Origin of the sequence: Methanolobus sediminis, assembly GCF_031312595.1 — an archaeon.
Lineage (GTDB): Archaea > Halobacteriota > Methanosarcinia > Methanosarcinales > Methanosarcinaceae > Methanolobus > Methanolobus sediminis.
Genome location: NZ_CP133592.1, coordinates 1,036,930 through 1,060,026, shown reverse-complemented (window position 1 = coordinate 1,060,026; position 23,097 = coordinate 1,036,930). Strand labels below are relative to the sequence as shown.

Annotated in this window: 24 protein-coding genes and 1 tRNA gene; 14 read left to right on the top strand and 11 right to left on the bottom strand. The window is 43.5% G+C overall.

The features are described 5' to 3' along the window. Positions 1 to 115 precede the first annotated feature (115 nt). From pyrI to RE474_RS05065, 3 genes are read right to left on the bottom strand one after another with little or no spacing between them, the layout of a single operon-like run. Positions 116 to 586, bottom strand: a complete 471-nt coding sequence (gene pyrI, locus RE474_RS05075) for an aspartate carbamoyltransferase regulatory subunit (RefSeq protein ID WP_309311894.1) — start codon at positions 584 to 586, stop codon at positions 116 to 118. After that, on the bottom strand, positions 583 to 1,509 hold the full coding sequence (pyrB, locus tag RE474_RS05070) for an aspartate carbamoyltransferase (RefSeq protein ID WP_309311893.1): 927 nt from the start codon (positions 1,507 to 1,509) through the stop codon (positions 583 to 585). Before pyrB ends, pyrI begins: the two co-directional genes overlap by 4 nt. Positions 1,510 to 1,554: 45 nt before the next feature. Next, a complete protein-coding gene (locus tag RE474_RS05065) occupies positions 1,555 to 2,013 on the bottom strand; it encodes a DUF5788 family protein (protein WP_309311892.1) in 459 nt (152 codons plus the stop codon). Between the two features lie 78 nt (positions 2,014 to 2,091). On the opposite strand from RE474_RS05065, the gene hxlA reads away from it, so the two are divergent. The 3 genes from hxlA to RE474_RS05050 all read left to right on the top strand — a co-directional run bounded on the left by hxlA (position 2,092) and on the right by RE474_RS05050 (position 4,360). Then, positions 2,092 to 3,390, top strand: coding sequence for a 3-hexulose-6-phosphate synthase (gene hxlA / locus RE474_RS05060; protein WP_309311891.1), 1,299 nt, complete (start codon positions 2,092 to 2,094; stop codon positions 3,388 to 3,390). A 1-nt stretch (position 3,391) separates the two neighbouring features. Beyond that, a complete protein-coding gene (locus tag RE474_RS05055; RefSeq protein ID WP_309311890.1) occupies positions 3,392 to 4,150 on the top strand; it encodes an A24 family peptidase C-terminal domain-containing protein in 759 nt (252 codons plus the stop codon). Positions 4,151 to 4,234: 84 nt separating this feature from the next. Continuing rightward, positions 4,235 to 4,360, top strand: coding sequence for a hypothetical protein (locus RE474_RS05050; protein ID WP_309311889.1), 126 nt, complete (start codon positions 4,235 to 4,237; stop codon positions 4,358 to 4,360). Positions 4,361 to 4,382: 22 nt separating this feature from the next. Here the strand turns inward: RE474_RS05050 and recQ are convergent, their stop codons facing one another. Beyond that, positions 4,383 to 6,458 (bottom strand): DNA helicase RecQ, encoded by a 2,076-nt coding sequence (recQ, locus tag RE474_RS05045; protein ID WP_309311888.1) that lies wholly within the window; start codon positions 6,456 to 6,458, stop codon positions 4,383 to 4,385. A gap of 242 nt (positions 6,459 to 6,700) precedes the next feature. On the opposite strand from recQ, the gene guaA reads away from it, so the two are divergent. After that, positions 6,701 to 7,615 carry a glutamine-hydrolyzing GMP synthase gene (gene guaA / locus RE474_RS05040; RefSeq protein WP_309311887.1) on the top strand — a complete coding sequence of 305 codons (915 nt, stop codon included), beginning with the start codon at positions 6,701 to 6,703 and terminating at the stop codon, positions 7,613 to 7,615. A 36-nt stretch (positions 7,616 to 7,651) separates the two neighbouring features. Continuing rightward, a complete protein-coding gene (locus RE474_RS05035; RefSeq protein ID WP_309311886.1) occupies positions 7,652 to 8,692 on the top strand; it encodes an archaeosine biosynthesis radical SAM protein RaSEA in 1,041 nt (346 codons plus the stop codon). Positions 8,693 to 8,730: 38 nt separating this feature from the next. Here the strand turns inward: RE474_RS05035 and argB are convergent, their stop codons facing one another. Together argB and RE474_RS05025 are read right to left on the bottom strand one after the other, a co-directional pair. Continuing rightward, positions 8,731 to 9,624: an acetylglutamate kinase gene (gene argB, locus RE474_RS05030; protein WP_309311885.1), complete on the bottom strand. Its 894-nt coding sequence runs from the start codon at positions 9,622 to 9,624 to the stop codon at positions 8,731 to 8,733. Between the two features lie 179 nt (positions 9,625 to 9,803). Next, a complete protein-coding gene (locus RE474_RS05025; protein WP_091709600.1) occupies positions 9,804 to 10,094 on the bottom strand; it encodes a non-histone chromosomal MC1 family protein in 291 nt (96 codons plus the stop codon). Positions 10,095 to 10,531: 437 nt separating this feature from the next. Between RE474_RS05025 and mptA the strand changes: the two genes are divergently transcribed. Together mptA and RE474_RS05015 are read left to right on the top strand one after the other, a co-directional pair. Further along, positions 10,532 to 11,488, top strand: coding sequence for a GTP cyclohydrolase MptA (gene mptA, locus RE474_RS05020; protein ID WP_309311884.1), 957 nt, complete (start codon positions 10,532 to 10,534; stop codon positions 11,486 to 11,488). A gap of 58 nt (positions 11,489 to 11,546) precedes the next feature. Further along, positions 11,547 to 11,864 carry a DUF2098 domain-containing protein gene (locus RE474_RS05015; protein ID WP_309311883.1) on the top strand — a complete coding sequence of 106 codons (318 nt, stop codon included), beginning with the start codon at positions 11,547 to 11,549 and terminating at the stop codon, positions 11,862 to 11,864. Positions 11,865 to 11,915: 51 nt separating this feature from the next. On the opposite strand, the gene RE474_RS05010 is transcribed toward RE474_RS05015, so the two are convergent. Beyond that, positions 11,916 to 12,857 (bottom strand): nucleotidyltransferase domain-containing protein, encoded by a 942-nt coding sequence (locus tag RE474_RS05010; protein ID WP_309311882.1) that lies wholly within the window; start codon positions 12,855 to 12,857, stop codon positions 11,916 to 11,918. 161 nt (positions 12,858 to 13,018) lie between these two features. Between RE474_RS05010 and RE474_RS05005 the strand changes: the two genes are divergently transcribed. Both RE474_RS05005 and RE474_RS05000 read left to right on the top strand, forming a co-directional pair. Next, positions 13,019 to 14,209 (top strand): M20 metallopeptidase family protein, encoded by a 1,191-nt coding sequence (locus RE474_RS05005; RefSeq protein WP_309311881.1) that lies wholly within the window; start codon positions 13,019 to 13,021, stop codon positions 14,207 to 14,209. Then, positions 14,206 to 14,661, top strand: a complete 456-nt coding sequence (locus RE474_RS05000) for a GNAT family N-acetyltransferase (protein ID WP_309311879.1) — start codon at positions 14,206 to 14,208, stop codon at positions 14,659 to 14,661. The genes RE474_RS05005 and RE474_RS05000 overlap by 4 nt, the downstream gene beginning before the upstream one ends. Before the next feature lie 6 nt (positions 14,662 to 14,667). On the opposite strand, the gene RE474_RS04995 is transcribed toward RE474_RS05000, so the two are convergent. The 4 genes from RE474_RS04995 to hdrC all read right to left on the bottom strand — a co-directional run bounded on the left by RE474_RS04995 (position 14,668) and on the right by hdrC (position 16,787). Then, positions 14,668 to 15,120, bottom strand: coding sequence for an N-acetyltransferase (locus tag RE474_RS04995; protein WP_309311878.1), 453 nt, complete (start codon positions 15,118 to 15,120; stop codon positions 14,668 to 14,670). A gap of 36 nt (positions 15,121 to 15,156) precedes the next feature. Further along, positions 15,157 to 15,231 (bottom strand) — tRNA-Arg (locus tag RE474_RS04990). A 129-nt stretch (positions 15,232 to 15,360) separates the two neighbouring features. After that, positions 15,361 to 16,257, bottom strand: a complete 897-nt coding sequence (hdrB, locus tag RE474_RS04985; protein WP_309311877.1) for a CoB--CoM heterodisulfide reductase subunit B — start codon at positions 16,255 to 16,257, stop codon at positions 15,361 to 15,363. Continuing rightward, a complete protein-coding gene (gene hdrC / locus RE474_RS04980) occupies positions 16,254 to 16,787 on the bottom strand; it encodes a CoB--CoM heterodisulfide reductase subunit C (RefSeq protein WP_309311876.1) in 534 nt (177 codons plus the stop codon). Before hdrC ends, hdrB begins: the two co-directional genes overlap by 4 nt. A 345-nt stretch (positions 16,788 to 17,132) precedes the next feature. Here hdrC and glnA point away from each other — a divergent pair, with 345 nt between their 5' ends. The 5 genes from glnA to RE474_RS04955 all read left to right on the top strand — a co-directional run bounded on the left by glnA (position 17,133) and on the right by RE474_RS04955 (position 23,011). Next, positions 17,133 to 18,473: a type I glutamate--ammonia ligase gene (gene glnA, locus RE474_RS04975; RefSeq protein WP_309311875.1), complete on the top strand. Its 1,341-nt coding sequence runs from the start codon at positions 17,133 to 17,135 to the stop codon at positions 18,471 to 18,473. 205 nt (positions 18,474 to 18,678) lie between these two features. Beyond that, positions 18,679 to 19,731, top strand: coding sequence for a class II glutamine amidotransferase (locus RE474_RS04970; protein ID WP_309311874.1), 1,053 nt, complete (start codon positions 18,679 to 18,681; stop codon positions 19,729 to 19,731). Then, positions 19,728 to 21,236, top strand: coding sequence for a glutamate synthase-related protein (locus RE474_RS04965; RefSeq protein WP_309311873.1), 1,509 nt, complete (start codon positions 19,728 to 19,730; stop codon positions 21,234 to 21,236). The genes RE474_RS04970 and RE474_RS04965 overlap by 4 nt, the downstream gene beginning before the upstream one ends. Positions 21,237 to 21,239: 3 nt before the next feature. Next, positions 21,240 to 21,983 carry a GltB/FmdC/FwdC-like GXGXG domain-containing protein gene (locus tag RE474_RS04960; RefSeq protein WP_309311872.1) on the top strand — a complete coding sequence of 248 codons (744 nt, stop codon included), beginning with the start codon at positions 21,240 to 21,242 and terminating at the stop codon, positions 21,981 to 21,983. Between the two features lie 5 nt (positions 21,984 to 21,988). Beyond that, positions 21,989 to 23,011, top strand: a complete 1,023-nt coding sequence (locus RE474_RS04955) for a Coenzyme F420 hydrogenase/dehydrogenase, beta subunit C-terminal domain (RefSeq protein WP_309311871.1) — start codon at positions 21,989 to 21,991, stop codon at positions 23,009 to 23,011. The last annotated feature ends 86 nt before the right edge of the window (positions 23,012 to 23,097 follow it).

The window sequence follows — 23,097 nt, the reverse complement described above, 5'->3', positions numbered from 1 at the left end:
ATGGTCATCGACATTATATATATCACAATATAATATCTATTGTGGCATGAAAGCCCTGGTGCAATTGTTACTACCTCCAAACATATCTTCCTTCTTTTATTTTTATTGAATCTTTTCATAGCAGGTACTCTGCAATATTTTCAGAGATTACTCTTCCGCAATAATAGCATCTGAGTTTTAGGGATATATTTTCGGTATCAACAGCAAACTTTGATGTAATGGGCTCATTGCTATTGGATATGCAGTTTGGATTAATGCAGCTGACAACTCCTTCCACAAATGATGGAATGTGTACCTTGTACTTGCTGGCAACATTGAAGTCACGTATAATATTGATGGTTGCATTAGGAGAAATAAGTGCTATTTTGTCAACTTCTTCCACATTCAGTTCACGGTTTTCGACCTTCACCACATCTTTTTTTCCATATTTTCCTTTGGAGTTGATCACAACACTCACAACTCCCTTTGATGAATCAGGAAGTCCGAGGATCTTGAGCACATTAAGGGCTTTGCCTGCGGTTATATGGTCGATGACAGTACCATTCTCTATCCTGCTAACTCTGAGCTCTGTCTCAATATCGGTCATTCTATCGCTCCCAATACAAGTCCAAGTAATGCCATTCTCACAGGAACTCCATAGAATGCCTGTTTAAAGTAGCATGCATGTGGTGTATCATCCACGCTAGCATCTATTTCATTCACCCTTGGTAATGGGTGCATTATCTTAAGGTCAGGTTTAGCACCTTTCAGCATATCGGTTGTGATCTTGAGTTTGTTAGCAACTTTATGGTACTCAGCAGGATCAGGGAACCTTTCTTTCTGTATGCGCGTCATATAAAGCACATCAACATCCTTGATGGCTTCTTCAATGGTATCTACTTCTTTTATCTTTGCTCCCCTTGCGATAATATCATTGATTATCTCTTCAGGCATACGAAGCTCTTTAGGGGATATCAGGTTTATCTGCGCACCGTAAAGTGATAGTGCATAACACAATGAATGAACGGTTCTTCCATACTTGAGATCACCTGCAAGTGCTATCTTCAGGTTATCAAGGTGACTTTCACGTTTGATCGTATAAAGGTCAAGCAGGGTCTGGGTTGGATGGTGCCCTGCACCGTCACCGGCATTAAGTATAGGTACACTGGAAAATTCTGATGCAAGGTGTGCTGCTCCTTCCTTCGGGTGACGGATAACTATGGCATCAACATAACCGTCAACAACCCTTATGGTGTCTGCAAGTGTTTCGCCCTTTGCAATGGAACTGGCATCCACCGATCCCAGGTTCAAAACATCTCCGCCAAGTCTTAGCATTGCAGTTTCAAAAGACATTCGAGTCCTTGTACTTGGTTCAAAAAAAAGAACTGCAAGGATTTTCCCGGAAAGCAGGTCCGACCTTTCTTCTCCGCGTGCAATCGGCTCCATTTTTTCAGCAGCAGTAAGTATATGGTCGATCATCTCTCTGGAGAACTCTCTCATAGAAATGATAGGTTGGTCCTTAAATTTCATCGACTACTAAAGGCATTGCATGAGATATAATATTTGCCTGCTATGTCAGGACTTTTTGCTCCAGCGTTTGTCCTTCATATTCTCGGTCAGACTATCCCATTCGCATGTTTCTACATTGTCACATATGTGTCTGGATTTGAAAATAGTCTTTCTCTTGGCAGATGTTGTCAATTCCTTAAGGTCCATGATGGCCCTGCGAATGCCTGCAGCCTTCTCAAATATCTCTTTTGCCTTCTCAGAGCTAACATTTCCATGTGCAAGGCCTTCTTCATACTCCTTCTCCTTAACTGACAGCAATTCCAGAAACTTATCGATGTTGTCCACATCGCTTCTTTCAATATGGGGTTTGTTAACGATCTCCCATACGATCTCGTGCAGGTGTACTTCATTCCCATTGATTGTAATCGTATAGGGGATTTCTTTCCCTACCCAGAAAAGACTACTATGAAGGCTTTTCAATAGTTTTTCTCTTTCCCGGGTTGAAATCTCTTCATTATCCTTCATTTCCTATCTCACAAATATACAATGTTAATTTTTACGTGATTAAATTTATAGGTTTTCAAGTATTTTAGTAGTGTAAGTATGTCCAAAGTTGATCCTACTAAACCAATTATTCAGGTTGCTCTTGATCTCCTGGAAACCGACAGGGCAATACAGATAGCAAAGGAATCTCTGGAAGGCGGCGCAGACTGGCTTGAGGCTGGCACCCCTCTCATCAAAAGTGAGGGCATGGACGTTATCAGAAAACTAAGGGATGCCTTCCCCGAGAAAACCATCATTGCCGACATGAAAATTACTGATACCGGTGCAATGGAAGTTGAAATGGGTGCCAAGGCAGGTGCCGATATTATAGTTGTACTTGCAAGTGCGGATGATTCCACTATACTCGAGTCCGTACGTGCAGCTAGGAAGTACGGAGTAAAGATAATGGCAGACTTGATATCTGCAAACGACCCGGTTTCCCGCAGTATGGAAGTGGAAAAGCTGGGTGTTGATTATATCAATGTACATGCAGGGATTGACCAGCAGATGGAGGGTCAGGATTCACTTTCTATCATGAAGGAAGTGGTCAGGAAAGTCAACATCCCGGTTGCAATTGCAGGTGGTCTGGATGCGGCTTCGTGTGCAGAGGCTGTAAATGCAGGCGCTGATGTTGTTATCGTTGGTGGAAACATTGTCCGTTCATCTAATGTAACTGCATCTGCAAAGGCTATCAGGGAAAGTGTTGATTCGCCCTCAACGGTCCAAATCACAAAAATTTCAAAGGATGAAGAAATAAGGGCTATACTGGAATCAGTTTCAACATCTAATATCTCCGATGCCATGCACAGAAAAGGTGCCATGCAGGATATCTTCCCCATGTTTGAAGGGGAAAAGATGGTTGGTACTGCGGTAACTGTCCAGACCTTTAAAGGAGACTGGGCTAAAGCAGTTGAGGCCATAGATGAAGCAAAGCAAGGCGATGTCATTGTAATTTACAATGGTAGCAGGCACGTAGCTCCCTGGGGCGGACTTGCCACTTTGAGCTGTCTTAACAAAGGAGTTGCCGGTGTGGTTATCGATGGGGCAGTGAGAGATATCGATGAGATCCGGAAAATAGGGCTTCCTGTTTTTGCCACGTGTCATGTGCCCAATGCAGGAGAGCCCAAAGGTTTCGGTGAGATCAATTCCGAAATAGTTTGCGGAAACCAGACTGTAAATCCGGGTGATTATATTGTGGGCGATGACAGCGGAGTTGTTGTTATCCCTAAAGAACGCGCCTATGAGATCGCAAGGCGTGCAAAAGAGGTTGAAAAGACCGAGCAGCGTCTTTTTGAAGAGATTCGCAGGGGTGCGACATTATCTGAGGTCATGAAACTTAAGAAATGGGAGAAACACTGAAATGATCGAATTGTTAAAGGTGCTTGCATGCATGCCTTTTTTGTTATATTCCTGCTATTCGGATATCAAAACCCGGCGTGTTTCCAATGATGTATGGTTTATGATGTTCGGTGTGGGATTCATATTCATAATGTATGATCTCATGACCTATGGACTTCCGTATCTGATACGCAACATACTTTCATTCCTATTCATATTTGCCTTTGTTTACATCCTTTTCCAGTTCGGGGCATTCGGAGGTGCAGATGCTAAGGTCCTGATGGTAATTTCGCTGATCATTCCTACATTCCCGGTCATTGTGGTCGGATCAACTGCATTTCCACTCAATGGAATTCCTCCGATCGATCTCTTTGCCTTCAGTGTATTTGGCAATTCAGTGATTCTGACTGTGATCGTCCCCCTGGGGCTATTCCTGTATAATCTGGTGAAAAACCCATCTGAATCTCTGAAACGTCCGTTATACATGTTCATAGGATACCTTACTCCGATATCAAAACTGGAGAAAGGTCATTTCCGTATGATCGATTCCTATGAGGAAACAAAGGATGGGGTAAATTTCAGATTTTCCAGGTCAGGTACGGAACTTAGTTCTGATGTGATAAAAGAACTAAAGGCGTATGAGAAAGAAGGCAAGGTAAAAAATGGTGTATGGATAACGCCCGGTCTGCCGTTTATGATTCCGATAACCGCCGGATTCATTACTGCCGTGGTTTTCGGTGATCTGATATTCTATCTGACAATGCAGTTCATGATGATGTGAATTGCATTCAAATCTTTTTTTAACTTCTGTTTTGCATCAGGTTTTAATATCGTTTCTTCCAAATTATTAACTGGAGATGGATCAATGGAAGAAAAGAAACCTGAAAACAAAAAGCAGAACGAAGATGAGCAGAAGACAAAGATAAACCCTATTCATCCCGGTGATCAGAGGGTTCGACCCAAAAGACACCTTCTTGACACCTGTGAATAACATATGTCAGAAAGATGTTCCATCATTTCCTTTTGATAATTGACTGGTAAACATTCCTTATCTCATCATCAGAATAGTTTCCACCCAGTTTATCTTTTATACTTCTGATGAGGTCAACTTCCAGTTCATCCAGGGCTTTTAGAACAATTTCTTTTTTAAGGGCTGGTTTTGGGAATCCATTTCCTGAAACCTTATTTTTAACTTCCTTTTTTACGGGAGCTCTGGCCTTGCTTTTTTCATCACTCTTATTTGGGGATTCCACAGTCTCCAGATGTTCTGCAATAGTTTTGAGGAACATGTCGCCATATTTCTTGAGTTTGTACTCGCCAACACCGGTGATCTTCAGCATTTCCTCTTTTGTAGCTGGTCTTCTGGCAGCCATCTGGCGAAGGCTCGTATCCGCAAATATGATGTAAGGCGGCACATCCTGCATCTGTGCCAGGGATATGCGTAGCTCTTTTAATTTATCAAAAAGGATTTTCTCAGGGTCATCGCTGATCCTTCGGTGAACCACTGGCCTGTATTCTTCCTCAAATTCTTCTTCATCAATATCTGGCGTAACCGGTTCGTAGTCAGTTTGTGCATCCTCAACTTTTCGGGTAAAATTCACGGTTCTTTTTCCGTCCAGCACTTCCAGGCTCTTCCGGTTAAGCTTAAGAAGCGGATAACGTGCTCCTTCAACTTTGATGGCATCCTGCCTGACCATCTCCCGCGCCATATCCAGCCATTCATTCTTGGAATATGAGTCTCCCTGTCCGAAACTTTTGAGCAGGTGGTGTTTTTTGTCTGTGATCTTCTTTGCCCGGCTACCAGTTAGGACGTCTATAACATGGTTCATTCCAAATCTCTGATCGAGGTCCTGGATGCATTTGATTATCAGTCTGGCTTCTGCAGTCCCGTCTACTTCTATGCGGGGCTGGAGGCAGACATCGCATTTTCCGCAGTTGTCTTCCGGTATTTCTTCCCCGAAATACCTGAGCAATACTTTTCGGCGACATATGTTACTTTCACAGTAATCTACAATGTCGTTGAGCTGCTTGATTGCAATGTCTCTTTCTTCTTTTTTGTCCTTTTGTTTGATGAAATATTCAATTTTGAATTTATCACCACGACTGAAAAAGAGTACACACTCACACTCAAGTCCATCTCTTCCCCCTCGTCCTGTTTCCTGGTAATATCCCTCGAGGTTTTTGGGAAGGTCATAGTGTACAACAAAACGGACATTGGGTTTATCGATTCCCATTCCAAATGCAATGGTGGCAACTACAATGTCTGCTCTGTCCTTGATGAACATCTCCTGGTTCTTTGCTCTCTGAAGATCGGTAAGCCCGGCGTGGTATGAAAGTGCATTGAATCCGTCTTTCCTGAGCTTGGTAGTCAGGCTATCCACAGTCCTGCGGCTCTGGCAGTAAATAATCCCGCTTTCACCTTTCTTTTTTCGGAGGTACTGCAGAAGGTTATTGTATGTGTCTTTCTTGGCACGCACGCGGTAAAACAGATTCTGCCGGTTAAAGCTTGCAACATATATCCCGCAATTTTCAATTCCAAGTTGCTTTATGGTGTCTTCTCTTACTTTCGGAGTAGCTGTGGCTGTGAGTGCAATAATGGGTATTTTCGTGAACTTCTTTTTTAACATGCCGAGTTTTCTGTACTCCGGTCTGAAATCATGTCCCCATTCGGAAATACAGTGGCTTTCATCTATTGCAAAAAGACTTACATTGAGACTTTTCAGAAGTGTAATGGTGCCTGACATTGTGAGTCTTTCAGGGGCCACGTAGAGAATCTTGATCTCGCCTCTTTTCAGTTCCTCATAGATGCGTCTCGATTCTGCAGGTTTGAGTGTGCTGTTAAGGTATGCGGCATCAACACCATTCTCTTTCAGGCTGTCTACCTGATCTTTCATAAGGGAAATAAGTGGGGATACCACCACAGTGATGCCATCTTTGAGAAGAGCCGGAAGCTGGTAGCAAAGAGATTTGCCTCCTCCAGTGGGCATCAGCACAAAAGTATCGCGGTCATTTAGCACATCATTGATTATTTCCTCTTGTAAAGGACGAAAATCAGAATATCCAAAGTACTTGCTGAGAGTCTCGTGCATCTTTAGACCATACTTACTTTTCCTGAATATATGTTACTGATGTATTTAATCTTCAGCTATGCAGGGTGAAAGTATTTAGGTCTTTCAGTAAAGGATTATGCGACTTCCAAATCTTGTTAATGCACATAGTATCCTTTCTTCATATCTCCGGCAAGGCTCTTATCTATGGGCGAGCATTAATATGTACGGAACACTATTTCAGGGTAAAACCCATAGTAATCTTATATTCGGAGTTCTCATTCATGGTAAAAGTAGACAAATTCATTCCTAAGGCAATAGAAAAAATCCAGACGCAGATCGATGGTCCTGCCATCATAGCACTTTCCGGTGGTGTTGACAGTTCAGTCTGCGCAATACTTGCACACCGTGCAATCGGTGACAAACTTACACCTATTTACATTGACACAGGTCTCATGCGCAAAGGCGAGACCGAGAGAATAAAGGAAATATTTGCTGATATGAACCTTGAGGTCGTAGATGCAAAAGACCGCTTCCTTTCAGCACTTGCAGGTATCGAGGATCCTGAAGAAAAGCGTAAGGCAGTTGGTGAGACTTTTATTCGTGTTTTTGAGGAAGAGGCGAAATTACTCCAGGCCGAGTACCTCATTCAGGGAACAATCTATCCTGACAGGATCGAATCCGAGGGCGGTATCAAGTCCCACCACAATGTAGGCGGTCTTCCATCTGTTATGGACTTCAAGGCAATTGTAGAACCTATAGATGATCTTTACAAAGATGAGGTTCGTGAAGTTGCCCGCGCACTTGAGCTTCCACACGAGATATCAGAAAGGATGCCATTCCCGGGTCCCGGACTTTCTGTAAGGATCGTTGGTAAGGTAACCGAAGAGCTTGTAGAGGCTGTAAGGGAAGCCAATGCAATCGTTGAGGAAGAACTTGTAGAGCAGTTCCAGCCATGGCAGACCTTTGCCGCAATTGTCGGAAAGGGAACCGGTGTGAAAGGTGACGTAAGGGTTCACGGCTGGATCGTTGCTGTAAGGGCAGTTGGTTCAAGGGATGGAATGACTGCAGAGGCAATGGAACTTCCATGGAGTGTCCTCAGGAAGATCGAGTCAAGGATAACTGCTGAGATTCCTTCCGTTGCAAGAGTGCTTTATGACCTCACGCCAAAACCACCTGCAACAATTGAATTCGAGTAATTATACAATTAATATCAATTAACCAGAGCAAGACAAATGTCACTTAACAAAGCAGTTCTTGATATCCGTAATCGTCAGAGGGTAAAACCCTCTCCTTTAGATGTTCCTGCAGCCTCATGGACTGGAAGGGATATCATTGAATCCGGTGAGATTGACACAATTACTATTATCTTCAAGACATCCGGATGCTGGTGGGGCAAAGCCGGAGGATGTACTATGTGCGGTTATGTTTATGACAGCGCACAGGACAGTCCTTCAGATGATGACCTGATGGCCCAGCTTGGAAAAGCAATGAGGAAGGCTTCAGATTTTGACCGTTTCATGGTCAAGATATTCACATCAGGCAGTTTCCTTGACACAAAGGAAATCCCGCTTGAAGTAAGGCACAGGATACTTGAAGAACTGGACAACGATGAACGGATCGTTAAAGTGCTGGCAGAGACCCGCCCGGAGTTTGTGACTGCAGAGAATGTGAAGGATTGTGTTTCTGTTCTTAAAAATACGGACTTTGAAGTTGCAATGGGACTTGAGACAAGTTCGGATGTCATACGCAAGCAATCTATCAATAAAGGCTTCACTTTCCAGAACTTTGTTGATGCTGCGATTGTGGCAAGGGAAAACGGCGCAACCGTAAAGTCATATCTCATGCTCAAACCTCTGTTCCTTTCAGAAAAAGAGGCTCTGGAGGATATTGTCCAGACAGTCCGTGACGCCGCAGAGTACACTGACACTTTTTCAATCAATCTATGCAATGTCCAGCGCGGTACTTATGTGGAATTCCTGTGGGACAGGAAGCAATATCGTCCGCCCTGGCTCTGGAGCATTGTAGATATTCTTCAGAGAACAAAGAAAGAGTTCCCTGATATGATAATCACATCCGACCCGGTTGGTGCCGGTTCAAAAAGAGGACCACACAATTGCAGGGAATGCAGTCACACAGTTGCCGATGCAATAAGATTGTTCTCATTGACGCAGGATCTATCATGCTTTGAGCATTTGTCCTGTGATTGTAAGGATCTCTGGGGGCAGGTTCTGGAACTGGAAGACCACACTTTTGGTAGTCCTATCCTTGATTGAATTTGTTTAATTTGAAAATGAAATATAAAGATGAGTAATCACTCATCTCCTTTTTTAAACACCATTGTTCCGATTCCGGTGTCAGTGAACAACTCAAGTAATATTGAGTGTGAAACACTTCCGTCGATGATGTGTATCTTTTCGACACCGCTTGTAACGGATGTTGCGGCACTTCTCATTTTAGGGATCATACCGCCTGATATGAGGCCGCTATCTACCATATCGTCTATATCTTCAATAGCCACTCTTGATATGCGTGAGCTTCTGTCGTTGATATCTCTTAGAAGACCAGGGACGTCTGTCATCAGGATGAGTTTTTTAGCTTTCAGCGCAGCAGCGATATCTCCTGCGACTGTGTCTGCATTAATGTTCAGGGCTTTTCCATTGATATCCATGGCAATTGGTGAAATTACCGGAATGTAACCTTCCCTGATGAGTATATTGAGCAGTTCCGTATTGATGATCTCTGTATCGCCGACCCATCCAAGGTCTACTTCATGTTCTACGTTCTCGATCATCACTTTCTGGGATGGTTTCTTTTTGGCGATAATGGTTTTACCATCCTTGCCTGAAAGGCCAACTCCTTTTCCACCATGCTTGCCAATGAGGGCAACAATTTCCGTGTTGATATTTCCCACAAGGACCATGCGGGCTATCTCAAGGGTTTCATCATCAGTGACCCTCAAACCACCGACAAACTGGGATTCCTTGCCCATGCGTTTCATCTTTTCTGAAATTTCCGGGCCGCCGCCGTGTACAATGATCGGGTGTATTCCTACAAATCTCAGAAGGACCAGATCCTGTATGATATCACTCATCACTTCAGGATTGACCATTGCGTGACCACCTACTTTGATCACCATTATTGATTCATGGAATTCCCTGATGTATGGTAATGCCTCAATAAGCACATTCTCTCGATTAAGTGTCATGATGTTTACCTGTGAATATTTTCTGGGTCCGGCAAGTCATCATATTATAGCCGGAGCTCCCTGTTAATATGCTCAATTAATTTAAAAATAGTTTCTGCTACGATAAAATAGCTGTCTTGGTATATTGTTAGTATGGAAAAGTAAAACAAAAGACCCATGATATGGGTCCTTTATGAAATTCAGACCTTTTCAAGCTTTTCAATGCCTACTTTCTTTACGAAAGGCTTGTTGATCTTGTCAGGCATCCAGTCTGGCTTGTTCTTTGGAGCCTCGACTTTTTCCTTCCAGCCTTTGAATACGTGTACCTTCTTTGTTCCACGTTCACGAAGCCTGATCTCTTCTGGCTTTGATTTGCTTCCTTTACCTCTGTTTGCCACCTTCAAAGCTGCCTGTCTTGGCTGTTTTCCAGTGAATACCCCATGCTCATTTCCTTTCTTGTCTCTTAACACAAAATTTCTTGCTTCAGACATGATGTCACCTCGTAATCATTATGCGATTACATCTGCTAACCGTATTTAGTATATAAGGTATATATATTTTTCTTTTAATGTAGTCTTTTGTTCTCGTTTTATGGCATTTACTGCAATTTGGAGCAATTATTTGGGCAGATTATGAGCTTATTTTTATATAATTTTGAAAAAATAGCGCATGTTGCTATAGCAGGATGTGGCAACATGTCAAGTTAACTTGATTTGCAAACCGGCAGTGATTTATATTATTTTAGGTCGCAGTTGCCATATTGTTACTTTTTACATTCCTGTATTCCTATTTTCTTTTCTTTTATTATTCTTGAGCCTAACACAACATTTACATGTAATGAATCCCTTTCAGCATGATATAATTACTATCCGGTATCTGCATTTGCAGAACGGATCCTCATCCTTCACTTGATTTTAGAGGTATAATTATGGAAGTCCCGGTTGTTAAATTACCAGATATACAGGCTAACAAGCCCCAGATACCCATTAACCTGACACGTGTCGGTGTTACCAACGTTAAAAAGCTCGTACAGATTAAAAGGAGGGACAAGCGTCCAGTTATCCTTATTTGTACCTTTGATATTTTTGTAGATCTCCCATCACACCTGAAAGGTGCCAACCTCTCACGTAACTTTGAGGCTGTTGATGAAGTTCTCGAGATGGCGGTCAACATGCCGGTCTATGAGATCGAGCAGCTTTGCAGTGATGTTGCCCAGAGTCTTTTGAAGCGTCACGAATACGCAACCCGCGCAGAGGTTCTCCTCAAGAGTGAGTATGTCCTCAAAAGAGAATCACCTTCTACAAAGATGGAATGCCAGGAAGTAGTTGATATTTTCGCTGAAGCTATCGCAATGCGTGATGACGTAGAAAATATGGAAGTCAAGAAACTAATCGGTGCCGAAGTGGTGGGAATGACTGCCTGTCCATGCGCTCAGGAGATTATGAGGGACAACGCAAGGCAGGAACTTGAGAAGATTGGTGTTGATAACAAGCATATTGCAGAGTTCCTTCACAGGGTTCCAATGGCAACACACAATCAGCGTGGACGCGGCATAATCTCTATCGAGGTTGTTGGAAACGTTTATGTTTCACTCGAGAAGATCATTGAGATCATCGAAAAATCAATGAGTTCCAGTGTATTTGAGCTTCTTAAGAGGGCTGATGAGGCAGCAGTTGTCCAGACTGCTCACAATAATCCAAAGTTTGTTGAGGATTGTGTAAGGACCATGGCAAAGAATGTTGTCAAGGATTTCGAGCACCTCCCTGATGAAGCAGTTGTCACTATCAAACAGATAAATGAAGAAAGTATCCACAGGCACAATGCCTTTGCTGAAAGGGTTGCAACCATTGGTGACCTGCGTCTTGAAATATCTCAGGATGCTTAACTATTAAATCTGTAAGCTCATTATATCTTCCAGAATAAGAATTAATAGGAGTTATATTGTGGACGATTCAGCAAAGATCGAAGCTTTGAGTATGGATGGCAGTCCCATTGAAGTTGGGTCTGTTGTCAGATACCTGAACACAGGCACTGTGGGAAGAGTTACCGATCTTAAAGAAGATGAAGAAGGTATCTGGGTATTGCTTGACAGTACCGGTTTGTTCTATAAACCAGAGGTACTTGTCATCGCAGATGAAAGTGAGCTTAAAGGTGAGATGAAAGAGCGCACATCCGCAGAGGCTGCAGAGGCCTACATGCGTTCTTATAGGGCCGAAAATGAGGCTGGTTATGATATCGGCCAGGTAACAGGCGGTGGTTAAACCGCCTTTATGTCTTTTTTAAAATCAATTTTTAATTTTCAACTTTATATCTCAGATAAATCTTTCCTTTTCAAGCAGTGTAAGTGAGCGGATCCATTCGCCTTTTGGCTCTCTGGAAGTGCCGACTACAAGTCTTTTGATGTCTCCTACCTGCTCCACAACACCTTGGGCTTCAATAATTTCTCCTGCAAGAGCCTGTCCTGCATATGTGTGTGTGTATGAGAGTACGTGGTCGATTTCGTCATGATCTACCTTGTAAACTGAGGGGGCATCAAACGCAAGATCAGCATTTGTGACCTTTGCCTCTATTTTCATAGTGCCAATGTCCTCGCCTCTTTGGGTTGGGTTTTTGATCTGCTCCCAGTCCCTGACGAAAAGAAGATCAAAATAAGTACCTTCTACCATTCCGCGATTTCCTTTTCTCTTCTCATGGACCATGAATTCCTCAAAAGAGATCTCCGGGATGCGTTTGTTGTATATGCGTTTCCACATGTTCAAATCAATATCATCGATAGGTCCGTCTTCGGACTTTGCTTTTGCGATGGCATCCCTTGCTATGAACCACTGATCACCGTAAACTACAAAATCAATGTCTGAGCCTTCGTTCTGAAGTCCCGGCAGTAAAGATCCTGTGATTCCCATCATATCCCTGCTGATGCCCGCTTTTTCAAGTGTGTCCACAACAACTGTTACTCTGCTGTCAATACCATACCACTTTTCTATGGCACTTGACGGGGGAAGCACTTTTTTGATCTGGTCTTCAGGGACCACATGTACGTCCTCTACCCATTCAGGGCGGTTCTGGCGCATAAAGTCAAAAGCAACGTCAAAATCATATTTCTTGTAGCGTTTGCCGTCAAGTTCGCGCTCTCCGTTCTCGTCCGGCACATACCTTAGCGTTGACCTAATACCATGTGGGTGGAAATAATCGGAAACTGCAAAGATCCAGTCATCTTTTGTTACAAGGAAATCCCTGAGTCGTGTTTTTATCATATTTAGCCTTCCTGTTTGTATTCAACTCTGTACAGGTAATTGCCTTTTCCCATAAAAATGGTACGACTTTTATTGTCTTGGTTCAGATCTAGTAAAATCTAATATATACTTCTGCAACATGTCTATTTGTAAAATCAAGTCCTCATAAATGGTGATAGAGTTTGCAATCATTTGAAAAATGGGTACGTGAGATCCGCAGAGAGTTCCACAGAAATCCTGAGCTCAGTTTTCATGAGTATGGTACGCAGGCAAGAATAATGTCCATACTGGAAGAAATCGGGATAGATTGCAGGAAGATCGCTGACACTGGAGTGATAGCAGAAGTGCGGGGTATGTCTTCAGGTCCATGCATTGCCATACGTTCTGATACTGATGCACTTGCGGCACATGAGGTACTTTCCCCTGGAAATGAGGATTATATTTCTCAGAATCCCGGTGTAATGCATGCGTGCGGTCATGATGGGCACATGGCCATTGTTCTGGGTGTTGTCCGTCTGGTAAAGGAAAAACGAAAGGAAATATGTGGCACTGTCAGATTTATCTTCCAGCCTGCGGAAGAAGTTCCTCCCGGCGGAGCGATAAGGGTTATAGAAGAAGGTGGTCTGGATGATGTGGATGCTATCATTGGTCTGCACATATTCAGTGATGTTGACATTGGCCAGATCAATGTGCGTGCCGGTCCTTTAATGGCAAGTTCTAATCGCTTCACGGTAAAGATATTCGGAAAGGGTGGTCATCATGCAAGACCTGATCTATGTATTGATCCCATACAAATTGCCGCTGAATTCATTTCTTCTTTAAAGCCTGCTGTTTCACAGAAAGTGGATGCTTCTGATCATGTTCTTGGATTTGGTGCGGTGAATAGTGGTAAGCAATTCAACAGATCCCCGGATGATCTCGAACTTGTTGGTAGTTTCAGGACGTTTGATGACAATGATATTGATACTATAGAATGTATTATGTCCGATCTGCTTGATTCACTTATGCATTCATATTCAAAGGATGGCCAGGAAGGAGTTCCTTCATATGACCTGAATGTTTATCGTGGTTATCCTGTTCTTTTCAATGATCCCTCTTTCACAGAAAGAGCCAGCAGCTTGCTAAAAACTATGTTTGAAAATGTGAACACTCATGCAGGCCCGATTTTTGGGGCGGAAGATTTTGCTTATTACCTGCGGGAAGTTCCCGGGATGTACACAATAATCGGAACTAAAAACGTAGAAAAAGGAATAGTTGAAGTGAATCACTCATCCAGTTTTGACATTGATGAGGATGTACTGATAACTGGTGTGGAGTTGCTTTACTCTCTGGCAACGGATTTCCTGAGAAACTCCGGAGAATACCTTAAATGAAGATAGTATCATTCTCATCTGAATATTCTTCTGCGGCAAGGTCATTTGTAATAGATGTTCTTTCCGGGGAAGGTTTTGACTATGATCCTTTGAAAGATTCTGATCTGGATGATATTCCCGGGAACTATTCCGTAAAAGGAGGTGCATTTTTTCTATGTCTTGTGAATGGTGATATTGTGGGTACGTCTGCGGTCAAATATCTGAACCCGGATGTCTGTGAGATCAAAAGGCTGTATGTCAAAAAAGATTATCGCGGCAGAAGAATTGGTTTTGCTCTTTTTCAAAAGGCACTGGAATATGCGGAAGACAATTTTACAAGAGCAAAACTGAAAACCGATTCGACCTTAAAAACAGCTATTTCTATCTATGTGAAAAATGGTTTTTCAGTAGTGAAAGAAGAGAGTGGGACGGTTTATTTTGAGAAGTACCTTCAATCTGGTAAAAGTGAATGATGAATATTATAAATTTTTCATCATTGCGACTTCATCGCAGTTCGGGAATTTAGGACACTTGATGCATCCGGTCCACACTTTATGTGGAAGCATCTGTTTGTCTATTATTTCAAAGCCCTGTTTCTCAAAGAAAGGAACTGCATAGGTTAGTGTGAATATTTTATCCACTCCAAGTTCCCGGGCTTCACTCAAGCATGCTGCCATAAGCTTAGTTCCTATACCCTTGTCTCTGTATTCCTGCTTAACTGCAAATGATAATACCTCTGCCATATTCTCCCAGCTAACCTGCAGGGCGCAGCAGCCAATTATTTCCCCGTCAATTTCGCATACATGGAAACTGCGGGTAAACTCATACAGCTCACTCAATGAACGGGGAAGCATCATCTCCTGTTTTGCATAGGTATCTATGATGCCTTTTATTGCAGGGATATCATTAACTGTAGCCTTTCTTATTATCAACTATCAATCTCCGGTAATTGTTAAAAAGAGAAATAGCGAGCGTGAAGGGATTTGAACCCTCGGCTTGCAGCTTAGGAGGCTGCCGCCATATCCTGACTAGGCCACACGCTCATGTTGTGCTACTCTCGTAATAACATTCATTATCTTAAAGTTATTGGTGAAAAAGCTTTCCTGCGGGAAACATAGGTTTTTTCTCAGCTTTACTTAAATGATGAAATAAAACAGGAATCAATCTGAATTCTAGGGCTTAACCCTGGAATCCAGTAGCTCCATTAATTTTCTGTTCTTTTCAATGCCAATATCAATTCCAAGCATCTCTGCCGGAAATCCCAGCGCAAGTCCCAGAAGTTGTGTGTAATGGAGTACGGGTATTTCAAACTCAGTTCCTGATAGCTCTTTGATCTCATCCTGCCCACTGTCAAGTTGCATATGGCAGAATGGGCATGAGTTTACTATGCAGTCCACATCAGCTTCCTGTATCTTCGCAAGTTTTGCTTCTGTCATTTTCAGCGATTTTTCTTTCATGGCAGAACGCATTCCACCACCAGCTCCGCAGCATGCCATCTTATCCGGATAGTCCACACTTGTTGCACCAAGTGCGGTGATGAGTTCATCAAAGAACACAGGTCTTTCAGAACTTCCAAGTCCTCTTTCCTTTGTAGGTTTTATCAGGTGGCAGCCGTAGTGTACTGCAATTCTGATGTCAAGTGGTCTTTGTACAAATGAACTGATCTTTTCAGGTCCAAACTCCTGATAAAGATACTCTATAATATGTCTGACATCAATATTTCCTTTGATTTTCCTGCCTATTTTTTGGAGATGAATATTTACTTCTTCTTTTGCTTTTTCATCATCCTGAATAATGTGGTTTGCATCGGCAAGAGTGCTGAAACATCCATTACATATTGTGAGTACATCTCTTTCCATCTCTTCGGACAGGACTATGTTTCGACTTGCCAGGGCAAGCCAGGAAGTTTTGTCAAAAGACCGGAACACTCCGGGGGCAGGACAACATGATGCACCGGGAAGATCGCTACAGTCAATGTCTAATGTGGCAAGACACAGTTTTGTGGCGAGTTCAATGCCCGGATATCTGTTAGGTACCAGGCATCCGAGGAAAAGTGACAGTCCCTTCATTCTGTGATCTCCGTTGTTTGCTTCTCATTAGTATTATTTTCTGCGAATCTTTCAAAGCCACAGGATGTCAGGAGTTCTTTAACTTCATTGAGAGAGTCCGTGTATTTGTGTACGGTTTCCGGCAGTTCTTCCAGGCCAATTTCCACTCTTTTTATTTTGTATTTATCATTGATCGGGACGGCATGTCCGTATTTGAGCAGCATCTGGCAGACTAGTCTGTGTTCGGGAAGAATTATTCCCTGATGAGCTGAGATCGATCTTATCTCTAGTACTGTATCTACAATATTAATTCTGCGGGGACATCTTTCCTGACAGTTGTAACAGGTTGTGCACATCCATAATTCTTCACTTTTGAGAATATCTGAATTTGTACCTGCATTTTTTACAAGTTTACGGATGTTAAGGTTTGTATGTCTTCCAGAGGGACAACTGCTGCTACAAACTCCACATTGCATGCAACGGAGAGCGTTAGTTGACACTTCTTTCAACTGCTTTTTTATATCGATGTCCTCCCTTGGTATTTTGTCCATGTTTTCTCCTGTCTGTTAGAGTCAGTATTTTTGCAAAAGCGATAAGTTTCCAAAGCTTTGCAATAGTTGCGGCAACTTATGACACAGATATCCTTCTTCTTTTCTTTTAACTTTTTCAGTCGTATTGTCGTTAATTATTATACTATCTATTTATGAGATTAATTGTTTTTCACAAAGATGGTTATGCGTATTTTTATATCTACTAGTGGATAAGTTTTTAATATTATTCGCTTTTTTTATTTTTTGGAGGGTGGTGTGCTTAGCTCGTAAAAAAGGGAACTTATATATAGCCCCTAGTGGGTAATGGGATACTCACACCCCTTAGCGAATAGAGGAGTAATCAAAATGGTAAAAGTATTTCCAACAACAAAGGAAGAAGTGTTACAGGCTGTAGCCGAGAACGATGTTAAATTCATAAGGACACAGTTCACCGATACCATGGGTATGATCAAAAGCTGGGCAATCCCTGCTGAAGATCTTGAAGGTGCATTTGAGAACGGTGTAATGTTTGATGGTTCATCAATTGAAGGATTCACAAGGATCGAAGAGTCCGACATGATCCTTATGCCAGACCCATCCACATTCAGAATCCTCCCATGGAGACCAAAGGAAGGCGCTGTTGCACGTATCATTGGTGATGTATACAGACCAAACGGCAAGCCATTCGAGGGTGACCCAAGATACGTCCTCAAACAGGCAATCGCAAAGGCAGCAGAAATGGGCTACACAATGAACACTGGTCCAGAACTTGAGTTCTTCCTGTTCAAACTGGATGAGAACGGTCAGCCAACAACAGAACTCACTGATATGGGTGGATACTTTGACTTTGCACCTCTTGACAAAGCACAGGATGTCAGAAGAGCTATCGACTTCGCTCTTGAAGACATGGGCTTCAAACTGGAAGCTTCCCACCACGAGGTAGCTCCATCACAGCACGAGATCAACTTCAGATTCGGTGACGTGCTTTCAACATGTGACAACATTGTAACATTCAAATATGTTGTAAAGTCCATCGCAGCACACATGGGCTACTATGCAACATTCATGCCAAAACCACTTTATGGTGTAAACGGCTCAGGTATGCACTCCAACCAGTCCCTCATGATGGACGGTAAGAACGCATTCTACGATGCAAGCACCCCTGACCAGCTCTCAACAACTGCAAAGCAGTACATTGCTGGTATCCTTGCACACATCCGTGAGTTTGCAGCAATCACAAACTCAACTGTAAACTCATACAAGAGACTTGTACCAGGATACGAGGCACCTATCTACTGTACATGGTCTGCATCAAACCGCAGTTCCCTTATCAGGATTCCTGCATCAAGAGGCATTGGTACCAGGATCGAACTGAGATGCCCAGACCCAGCATGTAACCCATACCTCGCATTCGCAGCAATGCTCAATGCAGGTCTTGACGGTATCAAGAACGAGATGGAACCACCAGCATCAACCGATGTAAACATCTTCAAGCTCACAGAAGAAGACAGGGCAGCAAGAGGAATTGAGTCCCTCCCAGGCAACCTTAAGGAAGCAATCGACCTTATGGAAGCAAGTGAGTTTGTCAAGGGTGTAGTTGGAGACCACGTCTTTGAGAACTACATTGAGGCTAAGAAGGCTCAGTGGGATGACTACAAGGCACAGGTCCACCAGTGGGAAATCGACACATACCTTAGCATACTGTAAGGGGATTACCCCTTACTTTCACTTTATATTTCAATAACACTTCAACATATTTCTATCAGCCATTTTTCAGGCTGGTAAAACGTGAATAGAAGTTGTTCACGAAAACCGGGGTTTTTTTTATACTGGACGAATTTTTGCATGGTTAAGTTCATATCTGGTAAATACTATCTCATAGCCCCAAGACTAAATACTCATAGTGATCAACATGTGCGGAATTATAGGCGTAATCGATCGGACCATGTCCAGAATGGACGGCTCCAGCATAAAGGAAGCCCTGAGTCTGATGGATGAAAGAGGAAGTGGAGAAGGCGCAGGATATGTAGCCTATGGCATATATCCTGATTATGCAGACTGCTATGCCATCCACGTATTTTATGATAATCTGTTAGAACCGAAGACCAAGGTTGATGCAATACTCGAACAGTGGGGAAAGATAGTCCACGAAGAAGAGATACCTACATATGAACAGCCAGGTCTTAAAAAGGAACACATATCCTGGAGATATTTCTTCAAACCACATGCCAGCCAGACAGTGGGCACCACAAACCCAGATGATGATAACGTCAAGGACATTGTGATGGAGATCAATGGAAATGTGAAAGGTGCACTGGTATTCTCATCCGGTAAGAACCTTGGTGTATTCAAGGCGGCAGGCTGGCCTGAGGATGTAGCCAATTATTTCAGGATCGAGGACTACAAAGGTTACATATGGCTTGCACACAACCGTTATCCAACCAATACAGCAGGATGGTGGGGAGGAGCTCATCCGTTCAATCTACTTGACTGGTCAGTTGTGCACAATGGTGAGATTACCTCATACGGAACCAACCGTCGCTATGTGGAAGGCCACGGATACGAGTGTACAATGTTAACTGATACTGAAGTTGTAGCTTATCTCTTTGATCTTCTTGGAAGGGAGCACGGCCTGCCATCAGAGATGGTAGTCAAAGCATTGGCTCCACCTTTCTGGGATGAGATCGATGAGATGCCTGAGAAGAAAGAAGAGTTCATGCGCACACTGCGTCTGACATATGGCCCTGCTCTGATGAACGGTCCTTTCGCTATAGTTGTCGCAACAAAGGATGGAATTGTGGCTTTCACAGACAGGATCAAGTTGCGTCCTCTCGTTGTAGGAGAGAATGGATCCAAGCTCTATGTCTCAAGTGAAGAGGCAGCTATTCGTACAATGGATCCCGATATAAAATCCATATACATGCCAAGGGCAGGAGAACCTGTTATCGGGAGGGTTATAGAATGAGTCTTGGTAGTGTACCACTCAAATACAAGATCAGTATCGATCGTGACCAGTGTATGAAGTGTATGCGCTGTGTCGATAACTGTTCCTATGGTGTTTATCGTGTAGAAGATGACAAGATTCTCATCGACTCACGCAAATGTACTGCATGCCACCGCTGTATCTCAATGTGTCCAAGGGATGCTATCGGCCTGCAGGAAAGGCCGGTTGACTATCGCAGTCACCCCGTCTGGACAACAGAGGCACGTGAAGATGTTATTAACCAGGCACGCACAGGAAAAATAATCCTTGCCGGAATGGGCAATGCAGTTGATTATCCTATTATATTTGACAGGCTGTTACTTGATGCATGTCAGGTAACAAACCCAAGTATCGATCCTCTAAGAGAACCAATGGAACTGAGGACCTACATTGGAAAGAAGCCTTCAAAGCTCGAATTTACAAAGAACAATGGTGACATTGATCTTAAGACAAAACTGACCCCAAATCTCAAACTTGACACTCCTATTATGGTAGGTCACATGAGTTATGGTGCGATCAGTCTTCCTGCACAGCTCAGTATTGCAAAGGCAGTAGCAAAGACCGGAACCTTCATGGGAACCGGTGAAGGGGGAATGCACCAGGCTATCTATCCATATCAGGACCACTCAATTGTCCAGATAGCATCAGGACGTTTTGGTGTCGATATCGACTATCTGGAGCGCGGTGCAGCTATTGAGATCAAGGTAGGACAGGGAGCAAAACCAGGTATTGGCGGTCACCTTCCAGGAGAGAAAGTCTGTGCAGATGTATCGTGCACACGTATGATTCCGGTGGGTTCAGATGCGATCAGTCCTGCACCTCATCATGATATTTACAGTATAGAAGACCTTGCTCAGCTTGTTCGCAGTCTTAAGGAAGCTACAAACTGGGAAAAGCCTGTCTTCGTAAAGATCGCTGCAGTACACAATGTGGCTGCAATTGCAGCAGGCATTGCAAAATCATCTGCAGATGCTGTTGTAATTGACGGTTTCAAGGGTGGTACAGGTGCAGCACCAAAGGTATTCAGAGACAATGTGGGTATCCCAATAGAAGCGGCCATTGCTGCAGTAGACCAGAAGCTCAACGACCAGGGTATCAGGAATGAGGTCTCTGTCATAGCCAGTGGTGGTATACGCAACAGCGGCGACCTTGCAAAATCCATTGCACTTGGTGCAGATGCAGTCTATATCGGAACTGCCGCCCTAATTGCTCTTGGATGCCGTGTTTGTGGTAACTGCTACCGTGGATTATGTCCATGGGGTATCGCAACCCAGAAGCCTGAACTTGTCAGTCGTATTGACTCAGATGTTGGCGCAGAGAATGTCGCAAACCTTATCCATGCATGGACCCTTGAACTGAGTGAGCTCATGGGTGCAGCAGGTCTTAATAGTATAGAGAGTCTGCGCGGCAACCGTGAACGTCTTAGAGGATATATGCTCGATCAGGGATTACTTGATGTACTTCAAATTGAGTCAATGGGGGCCTGAAAGATGGCAGAACCTTTGGTTATAGATGTAAAGGGTATGCACTACTCTCCATTGAATAAACAGATCCGTGCAGCAGTGGCTTCCGGTGTAAAGGAGATAGTGCTTAATAATGTTCTAGGACAGCGTTTCATTGGAAACGGTGTAAGGGGCGATGCAAAGATCATCATCAATGGTGTTCCTGGCGGAGATCTCGGAATGTTCATGAGTGGTCCGGAATGCGAAGTATTCGGAAATGCAGAACATGCTCCTGGAAACACAATGGACAGGGGATCACTGATCATCCACGGAAGTGCCGGAGATGCCGTTGCACACAGTATGCGTGGCGGAAAGGTCTTTGTAGAAGGCAATATCGGCTACCGTGGCGGTATTCACATGAAGGAGTATGAGGGCAAACGTCCTATACTTGCTATTGGTGGCACATCCCATGCGTTCCTTGGAGAATATATGGCAGGGGGACTCATTCTTGTACTTGGCATTGGTCATGAACCTGCAGTACAGGATCGTGGGATCGGCAGTGGTATTCACGGTGGAGAAATTATTGTCCGCGGCGATGTAGACGAGAAACTGCTTGGTGTCGGAGCCAAGAAGGTTGAATTTACTGATGATGATCTGATAAGGCTGACTCCTGTGATAGAAGAGTTCTGTGGTAGGTTCAATATAGATCCAACTCCCTTCTTAGACACGAACTATTCAAGAATAATCCCTGCAAGCGCCAGACCATTTGCAGGTAAATACACATGGGAGTGATGATTATGGCAGGTAAGAACTATTTGGACCTTAAGGCAGAGATATGGGACACAGAAAAGTGTGCAGCATGTGGTGCATGTGTGGCTGTGTGCCCGGCAGATGCTATTTATTTTGAGATCAAAAGGGACTCTACCCATCCTCTCAACAGTGGATACTGTAAGGATGCCAACGACGGGGTTCCATGTGGAGCATGCTATGAAGTATGCCCAAGAGTTGAGAAACCATCTACAGAAGTTCTTGGAGAGTACCTTGATATCGTAACTGCAAAAGCAGAAATGGATATTCCAAGAAAACAGAGTGGTGGTGCGGTAACAGCAATCCTTACTAATGCCCTTGATGAGGGTATGATCGATGCGGTTGTCACTGTTGTCGAAGATCCATGGACGCTCAAACCATCATCGGCTGTAATTACTTCCACTGATGTGCTCGTACACCAGGCAGGAAGCCGCTACAACTGGTGGGTACCTCTGGTAGCTTCACTCAAGGAAGCTGTCATGAAGCGCAAGTACACTAACATTGCAGTTGTAGGTGTCCCATGTGTTGTTCAGGCAATCAAACAGATGCGTACAAGCGATCTTGACCTGTTGCGCCCATTCAGGAAGGACATCCGTCTTGTAGTAGGTCTCTTCTGTACAGAGACATTCGACTATGAGAAACTCGTACAGGACAAGCTCATTGCAGAACGCAAGATAAATCCTCTTGACATGCTGCACTTTGATGTGAAGGGTAAGCTTGAGATCACTCTCAAAGACGGTAGCATGACAGTCATTTCACTGAAAGATGTAGAAGACTGTGTTCGCCCGGGATGTCACATCTGTACGGATCTCACAGCTGTGGATGCAGACATATCAGCAGGTTCCATCGGCAGCGAGAAGGGTTACACGACCCTGATAATACGCAATCCTGTTGGTAAACAGTTTGTGGAAAGTGCTGTCGAGAATGGTAAACTGTTACTTGAAGATGATGTAAATCTGGAATTGGTTGAAAAGCTCTCCAAAAAGAAGCTTGAACGAATGCCAGAGGAGTAACAAAAACGAAAAATGACGTTTATGGACACGGTGCCTATCCACTTCCTCTATTCTTCCTAACCATGCAATAGGCATTCGTGTCCTGT

Bases quoted from the DNA above. Each gene is read 5' to 3' on its own strand.
- pyrI (WP_309311894.1), bottom strand. From the start codon at position 586: ATGACCGATATTGAGACAGAGCTCAGAGTTAGCAGGATAGAGAATGGT.
- pyrB (WP_309311893.1), bottom strand. From the start codon at position 1,509: ATGAAATTTAAGGACCAACCTATCATTTCTATGAGAGAGTTCTCCAGA.
- RE474_RS05065 (WP_309311892.1), bottom strand. From the start codon at position 2,013: ATGAAGGATAATGAAGAGATTTCAACCCGGGAAAGAGAAAAACTATTG.
- hxlA (WP_309311891.1), top strand. From the start codon at position 2,092: ATGTCCAAAGTTGATCCTACTAAACCAATTATTCAGGTTGCTCTTGAT.
- RE474_RS05055 (WP_309311890.1), top strand. From the start codon at position 3,392: ATGATCGAATTGTTAAAGGTGCTTGCATGCATGCCTTTTTTGTTATAT.
- RE474_RS05050 (WP_309311889.1), top strand. From the start codon at position 4,235: ATGGAAGAAAAGAAACCTGAAAACAAAAAGCAGAACGAAGATGAGCAG.
- recQ (WP_309311888.1), bottom strand. From the start codon at position 6,458: ATGCACGAGACTCTCAGCAAGTACTTTGGATATTCTGATTTTCGTCCT.
- guaA (WP_309311887.1), top strand. From the start codon at position 6,701: ATGGTAAAAGTAGACAAATTCATTCCTAAGGCAATAGAAAAAATCCAG.
- RE474_RS05035 (WP_309311886.1), top strand. From the start codon at position 7,652: ATGTCACTTAACAAAGCAGTTCTTGATATCCGTAATCGTCAGAGGGTA.
- argB (WP_309311885.1), bottom strand. From the start codon at position 9,624: ATGACACTTAATCGAGAGAATGTGCTTATTGAGGCATTACCATACATC.
- RE474_RS05025 (WP_091709600.1), bottom strand. From the start codon at position 10,094: ATGTCTGAAGCAAGAAATTTTGTGTTAAGAGACAAGAAAGGAAATGAG.
- mptA (WP_309311884.1), top strand. From the start codon at position 10,532: ATGGAAGTCCCGGTTGTTAAATTACCAGATATACAGGCTAACAAGCCC.
- RE474_RS05010 (WP_309311882.1), bottom strand. From the start codon at position 12,857: ATGATAAAAACACGACTCAGGGATTTCCTTGTAACAAAAGATGACTGG.
- RE474_RS05000 (WP_309311879.1), top strand. From the start codon at position 14,206: ATGAAGATAGTATCATTCTCATCTGAATATTCTTCTGCGGCAAGGTCA.
- hdrB (WP_309311877.1), bottom strand. From the start codon at position 16,257: ATGAAGGGACTGTCACTTTTCCTCGGATGCCTGGTACCTAACAGATAT.
- hdrC (WP_309311876.1), bottom strand. From the start codon at position 16,787: ATGGACAAAATACCAAGGGAGGACATCGATATAAAAAAGCAGTTGAAA.
- glnA (WP_309311875.1), top strand. From the start codon at position 17,133: ATGGTAAAAGTATTTCCAACAACAAAGGAAGAAGTGTTACAGGCTGTA.
- RE474_RS04970 (WP_309311874.1), top strand. From the start codon at position 18,679: ATGTGCGGAATTATAGGCGTAATCGATCGGACCATGTCCAGAATGGAC.
- RE474_RS04965 (WP_309311873.1), top strand. From the start codon at position 19,728: ATGAGTCTTGGTAGTGTACCACTCAAATACAAGATCAGTATCGATCGT.
- RE474_RS04960 (WP_309311872.1), top strand. From the start codon at position 21,240: ATGGCAGAACCTTTGGTTATAGATGTAAAGGGTATGCACTACTCTCCA.
- RE474_RS04955 (WP_309311871.1), top strand. From the start codon at position 21,989: ATGGCAGGTAAGAACTATTTGGACCTTAAGGCAGAGATATGGGACACA.